The organism is Microcystis sp. 49638_E5 (assembly GCF_021300285.1).
In the GTDB taxonomy this organism is placed as follows: domain Bacteria; phylum Cyanobacteriota; class Cyanobacteriia; order Cyanobacteriales; family Microcystaceae; genus Microcystis; species Microcystis aeruginosa_C.
Window position 1 is genome coordinate 42,164 of the sequence record NZ_JAJTDH010000060.1, and the last position, 6,612, is coordinate 48,775.

Below are 6,612 nucleotides of genomic sequence, written 5' to 3' on the forward strand. Positions count from 1 at the left end.
AGTCTGAAAAACAAAATTTCTCGCTTATTATTCTCACCCTACTTGATATTTATGTCTCGTCCTGTTGTTTATTTTGCCGTTACTAATCATGGTTTTGGCCATGCTGTCCGCAGTGCTTCGGTAGTAGCTAATATTATTGAACTTAATCCCGAAATTTTGCCGATATTAGTCACCACGGCCCCGCGCTGGTTATTAGATTCCTATATATCCGGAGAATATATTCAAAGACCCCGGGGGTTTGATGTGGGGGTAATCCAATCGGATAGTTTAACGATGGATAAATTAGCTACCAAAGAAAAACTAGAACAAATAATTGCTCAATCAAGGGCAATTATTGCCAGTGAAGTTAATTTTATTAAAACTAATCGTGTGGGTTTAGTTGTGGCCGATTTACCGCCTTTAGCGGCACTAATTGCCAAAAGTGCGGGGCTTCCTTGTTGGATGATTGGTAACTTTGGCTGGGATTTTATCTATCGTGATTGGGGTGAAGAATTCGCCAGTATTAGTGATTGGATCAGTCGTTGTTATAATCAATGTGATCGCTTGTTTAAACTGCCTTTAGCAGAAGCAATGACAGCATTTCCTCACATTACAGAAGCAAATTTAACCGGGGGGACACCCCGCTACAGTGAAGAACAATTGCGACAGGAATTTAAGCTAAATGCCCCTAAAGAAAAAACTATTTTATTGAGTTTTGGGGGGTTAGGATTAGAAGCAATTCCATATAATAACCTCGCCAGTTTTCCCGATTGGCAATTTATCACTTTTGAAAAAAACGCGCCCGAATTGCCCAATTTAATCCGCCTACAGGATAAACCAGAGCGGAGCTATCGTCCCGTGGATTTTATGCCCCTATGCGATCGAATTATTTCCAAACCAGGATATAGTACCTTTGCCGAGGCTTTAAAATTAGAGGTTCCGATTGTTTCCCTGATGCGAGAAGGTTTCGCCGAATCAGCGATTTTATTGGCCGGAATTCAAGATTATAGTTATCATCAAATTATTAGCAGTGAAGAATTTTTTCAAGGTAATTGGGACTTTTTACGCCAAGCTCCCCAACCGCCCAGATTAAAGGTTAAACTGGCTAAAGATGGTGCAGAATCGATAGCGAGAGCTATCGTAGAATACTTTGAGAGGCAATAACCCTCCAGGGTAAAGTTGACGGCCAACCTGAACATAGAACTAGGGAGACAGAAACAAGATCGGGCAGCAAGCCGATACTTGTTACAATAGTTTACAAATCACCCTGCCCCGTCACCGAACTATGTCCGAACAGATGATCTCCCCAGAGACGCAAAACCCAGAAGCGATTACCGTTGAAGTGCAGCCCGTGCATATTCCCGAAGAGCATCGGGAAGATATCGGCCCCATGGATGACAACGTAGCCGAGAGTTGGCGCTACAATCCCCAAGTTATTAACGACTATTACCGTGGGCGACCTCTAGACGTTGTGGGGAGATTAATCGAAATTGCCCTGCCGGTTTTATCTTTTGTCATCGGTATCTGGTGGGATAAACTGCGGGGAAAATCGCCAAAAAATGAAATTAGACGGGCCGTACAATTGCGGGAAATGTTGACCAAATTGGGACCGACCTATATTAAAATCGGTCAAGCTCTCTCTACCCGGCCTGATTTAGTACCACCTTTATATTTAGAAGAATTAACCACTCTACAGGATCAAATACCCTCTTTTCCTAACGAAATTGCCTATCGTTTTATCGAGGAAGAATTAGGTTATTCTCCCGAGGAAATTTACGCAGAATTATCCCCCAATCCCATAGCGGCCGCTTCCCTAGGACAAGTTTACAAAGGTAAATTAAAAACCGGAGAGAAAGTCGCCGTTAAAGTACAGCGTCCCGATTTGATTCGCTGTATAACTTTAGATGTGTATATCATGCGTAGTTTGGCGACTTGGGTGAAAGGTAATATTAAAAGACTTCGCTCCGATTTAGTGGCAATTACCGACGAATTAGCCGCTCGTATTTTTGAAGAAATTAATTATCTTCACGAGGGACAAAACGCCGAAAAATTCGCTCAACTTTATGGTCACATTGCCGAAATTTACATCCCCAAAATCTACTGGAAATATACTGGGCGACGGGTTTTAACCATGGAGTGGGTGGACGGCACAAAATTAACTAATATCAAAGAAATTCAAGCTCAGGGTATTGATGCCACCCACTTAGTTAATGTGGGGGTGCAGTGTTCTTTGCGTCAATTACTTGAACACGGATTTTTCCATGCAGATCCCCATCCGGGTAATTTATTAGCGACTCCCGACGGTAAATTAGCTTATCTTGATTTCGGCATGATGAGCAATATTGAACCCTATCAACGCTACGGTTTAATCGAAGCGGTGGTGCATTTAGTCAACCGGGATTTTGAGTCTTTGGCCAAGGATTACGTTAAGTTAGACTTCCTGTCACCAACTACCAATTTAGAGCCAATTGTTCCCGCTTTTTCGGAAGTTTTCGGTAATGCTTTGGGCGCGAGTGTGGCAGAATTAAACTTTAAAAGTATCACCGATAAAATGTCGGCGATGATGTATGAGTTTCCCTTTCGAGTTCCTGCCTATTATGCCCTGATTATTCGCTCGATGGTGACTTTAGAGGGAATAGCGATTGGCATCGATCCTAATTTTAAGGTACTGAGTAAAGCCTATCCTTATATTGCTAAACGTCTGCTCACCGATCCTTCTACGGAGTTGCGAGATTCCCTGCGAGATTTATTGTTTAAAGACGGTACTTTTCGCTGGAATCGTTTAGAAAATCTCCTGCGTAATGCTAAAGATTCTAATGATTTTAACTTCGAGAAAGTCACCGATCAAGCGTTAGATTTTCTCCTTTCAGATAGGGGTATATTTATCCGCGAAAAATTAGTTAATGAGTTAGTAAATGCGCTAGATAACTTCGGTCGTCGCACTTGGTTTAATCTCACGGTTAATTTCCGGCAACAGGTGGGTTTAGCGGTACAAGAAACTCCCCCAGAATTGTTGGGTGATGCCAAGACTTTTGAGCATCTTCGCAACATCTTTAGTATTTTACAGGAAACAAAAGGATTCGATGCCATGGCTATGGTCCCAGTGATGACTAAACTAATCGCTAAACCGGAAACCCAACAGATGGGACAAAAAATTGCTGAAGGTTTGCTACAAAAATCCCTAGCGCGTTTGATTCGTTACCTAGTTCTCGAATTCGATACACCAAATCATCAGCAAAATGGAGAATTACCGAAAGCTTTACCCGCTGCTGATTAACCTCTGTTCGGTCAATAAATGCCGTGAAATAAATTTCACGGCTACGAGAAGAACGCTAAACTTTTTTAAAAGTTTTTTTATCCTAGCTGGTTAACGGGGTTTAAAGGTAACTTGTAAACCGTCCCGGGGGTGAGGAGTGGGGATAGAGGTGAGGGTGAGATCTTGATTGGGGAGTAATTGCCAATCGTACTTTTGTACTAAACGGACGGCTAAAATTTTCATCTCTAAACGAGCGAATTCCTTGCCGATACATTCGCGCAATCCCGCACCAAAAGGGATATATCCATAGGGTTTTTCCTCGGTTAAAAAGCGATCGGGATCAAAGGTTTCAGGATGGGAATAAATATTATTATCTTTATGGGTATTGGTGATTTGATACTGCACTGTCCATCCTTTCGGCAAATGATAACCGTTAAATTGACAGTCTTCTATTACCCGACGGAATCCTCCTCCCACGGGTGGAGTAAAACGTAAAACTTCTTTTAAAACGCGATCTAAATAGGTCATCTGTTTAAGGGTATCGACGCTTAAAGGACTGGATAGATCAAAATTAGTTATTTCCTCCAAGACAAGCTGAAAAATATCGGGATGCAGTGCCATTTGTAGGCAGAAAGTGGCGATAGCGGAGGTTAAAGTTTCATGACCAGCAAAGAGTAATAATAGCACTTGATCCTTTAATTCCACTAAGGATAAACTTTGACCGTTTTCGTCTTTAGCTTGTAAAAGGATAGCAAGAGCATCTTGGCCTAAGTCATCATTTTTTTGTCTTTCTAAAATGATAGTTTCGATCGCTTGCAGTAATTCTTCTCGACAGCGTAATGCTTTGCCAAAAGCTGTCCAGGGAAGGGGAATGGGAAGGGTAAATAGTCCCGCACACCAAGTATCAAAAGCTTCTCCTAATTTGGTAGCAGAACCCTGGTCAAGACCGACAAATAATTTACAGGCGATATCGAGGGTATAGTTTCTCAATTCAGGATACCATGACAGGGTTTTTGCATTTTGCCAACGCTCTAAATAGCGAGCGGTAATTGTTTCTACCGTAGGGATATAACTTGCTAGGGACCGGGGTTGAAAAGCTTGATAGATTAAGCGACGACGGGAAGCATGGACATCTCCCGTATGCACCGCTAAAGATGCGCTGCCGAGGAGAGTTTTGGTACTTTTGGGCCAAGTTGCTGCAAAGTATTTATTCTCGTTGCTGAGGAGAAACCGGTTAGCTTCGGCACCGGATAAAATAATCGTGGGACTGCCAAAAATATGAGTACGGAAAAGTTGACCATATTTATTATGACGTTTACTGGCAAAATCCCCATCGGTCAAAAAAGCGATTGTTTCTCCTAATAGGGGTAATCCGAAACTGCCGGGGGGTAAGGGTAAATCGTTGCTTATAGTCATCGCTGCCTCTAGGGTAAAACTAATCAGTTGCCGTCGATTAACCCTGTTTATTTTAACCTAAAGCGGCGGAGAATTGATCGCGTAATCTAGCCTAGCAATTAGCGATCGCACTTGACCAAGGCAAGTATCTAGGCAAAATTAATTACACATCTCACCAGTCAGTCAACAATAAGAATTGCCGCCAATTGACATTTTTTAAGATCGCCGCCATAATTAGCCATTGCTAATAATAATTCGCGGCAAACGATGCTTAAACCCGCAGAGAATTTCCCAGGATATTGTACCTAAATCCCGCGCCCAATCGTCGGCGGTGATGCACTGTGGGCCATCTTTACCGATAAGGGTGACGATTTCCCCTGTTTTTACCTCTGGAATCTCGCTCACGTCAATCATTAACTGATCCATGGTTATCGCGCCGATTTGGGGTACTAAACGTCCTCTCAGGGATACTTTTAAACGATTGGAGAGATTGCGGGGAATTCCATCGGCGTAACCGATACCGACCACAGCAATACGAGTATCTTTTGCGGCTATGTACTGATGACCATAACTCACTCCCGAACCGGCGGCAATGGTTTTGACTTGGGCAATGCGCGCTTTTACTTGCAGGACGGGTTGCAAAGGGACTTTATCGGTGAGATGATCGGCGGGATAAAGACCGTAGAGAGCTAATCCCACTCTAACTCGATCGTAGTGCAGAGATCGATCGCTTAGGGTAGCGGCAGAGTTGGCTAAATGCAGACAGGGGGGATGATAACCTTTTGATCTTAACTCAGCGATCGCTTGTTGGAATCTTTGCCGTTGTAACTGCATGATCTCGGGATTGGGATCGTCAGCCGTGGCAAAATGGGAGTATATACTGGCAATTTTCAGGTTAGGAGCCTCTAAAACCTGTTCGACGAATTTTGTGCCGTTTTGCCATTGTGTACCTAAGCGAGACATCCCCGTATCTAGTTTGATATGAACCGGCAGCCGCTGTTCTAAGCGTCTCATCACGGTGGCAAAAATTTGTACCTGTTCGATTTGCACCAGGGTGGGTTGCAATTGCCAATGGGCTAAGGCTGCCACTTCTTCCAGGGTATTGACTGCCCCTAAAATCATAATTGGGGCAACGATTCCCGCTTCGCGTAGTTCGATACCTTCCCCGATAGTCGCGATGGCTAAAGATTGCGCCCCAGCTTCTAAAACGCTGTTAGCCACCTTAACTGCCCCGTGTCCGTAAGCATCGGCTTTAATTACCGCCATTAATTCCGTTTTTGGGGCTAACAGGGCTTTGACTTTTCGCACGTTTTGTTGTAGGGCAGATCGATCAATCTCTACCCAAGCACGATAGCGAATTACTTCCGACAATTGATAATCATGACGGTTTTTGGGCGGATTGATAATTTTTGGTTCGATGCTAAACGTCACTCGCTCACTCCTTTGCACGCATAACCCAATTTATACCAAAAGAAAACCGAGAGGGCTAGGAAAAAAGCCGGAAACTCCTCTGGATTTCCTCCTTTTTCCAGGCGGAATCTAGGCTTTAAGATGAATGGGATGTTAGGAAGTTCCCGAAAAAATTGGCAGTTAGGGTTTTTTCCTAGAGAATGAACAGTAACGGGTAATCAGTGACAAGAAAGTAGCGAAGTTTTCACCTAACACTATCTCAGTGGTTGGACAGAAGTGAAGTTAACTATAGGGTAAGGAATGCCAAAAAGCCTAGACTAAGATAAAATTATTATATCCAACCAGATGCAGTACAGGAGTTTAGCCAATGTCTAACGAAACTGTTACTTATTCCCTAGAAGCTGTCCTCACAAGGATTGAGGGAAAGATCGATAAGATTGATGAGCGCTTGACAAAAGTAGAAATAGGATTAACCGATCTCAAAGGGGATATTAAAGTATTAGACGAGAAAATCGAAGGCATCGACAATCGGCTAATATCGGTAGAGGGAACCCAAAAAAATCAGGTCTGGA

Annotated in this window: 5 protein-coding genes; 3 read left to right on the plus strand and 2 right to left on the minus strand. The window is 43.2% G+C overall.

Annotated elements, in window-relative coordinates:
* The first annotated feature begins 51 nt into the window (after positions 1-51).
* Both LW728_RS16170 and LW728_RS16175 read left to right on the plus strand, forming a co-directional pair.
* On the plus strand, positions 52-1,143 hold the full coding sequence (locus tag LW728_RS16170; RefSeq protein ID WP_287767272.1) for a glycosyltransferase family protein: 1,092 nt from the start codon (positions 52-54) through the stop codon (positions 1,141-1,143).
* Between the two features lie 121 nt (positions 1,144-1,264).
* Positions 1,265-3,256 (plus strand): ABC1 kinase family protein, encoded by a 1,992-nt coding sequence (locus LW728_RS16175; protein WP_002803392.1) that lies wholly within the window; start codon positions 1,265-1,267, stop codon positions 3,254-3,256.
* 90 nt (positions 3,257-3,346) lie between these two features.
* Here LW728_RS16175 and LW728_RS16180 read toward each other — a convergent pair whose 3' ends face one another.
* Positions 3,347-4,651: a cytochrome P450 gene (locus LW728_RS16180; protein ID WP_287767274.1), complete on the minus strand. Its 1,305-nt coding sequence runs from the start codon at positions 4,649-4,651 to the stop codon at positions 3,347-3,349.
* Positions 4,652-4,864: 213 nt separating this feature from the next.
* A complete protein-coding gene (alr, locus tag LW728_RS16185; RefSeq protein ID WP_287767276.1) occupies positions 4,865-6,061 on the minus strand; it encodes an alanine racemase in 1,197 nt (398 codons plus the stop codon).
* Between the two features lie 346 nt (positions 6,062-6,407).
* Between alr and LW728_RS16190 the strand changes: the two genes are divergently transcribed.
* On the plus strand, positions 6,408-6,612 hold a 205-nt coding region (locus LW728_RS16190; RefSeq protein WP_287767278.1), incomplete at its 3' end, for a polyhydroxyalkanoate biosynthesis repressor PhaR.

Coding starts and splice junctions, on each gene's coding strand:
- LW728_RS16170 (WP_287767272.1), top strand. CDS start 52: ATGTCTCGTCCTGTTGTTTATTTTGCCGTTACTAATCATGGTTTTGGC.
- LW728_RS16175 (WP_002803392.1), top strand. CDS start 1,265: ATGTCCGAACAGATGATCTCCCCAGAGACGCAAAACCCAGAAGCGATT.
- LW728_RS16180 (WP_287767274.1), bottom strand. CDS start 4,651: ATGACTATAAGCAACGATTTACCCTTACCCCCCGGCAGTTTCGGATTA.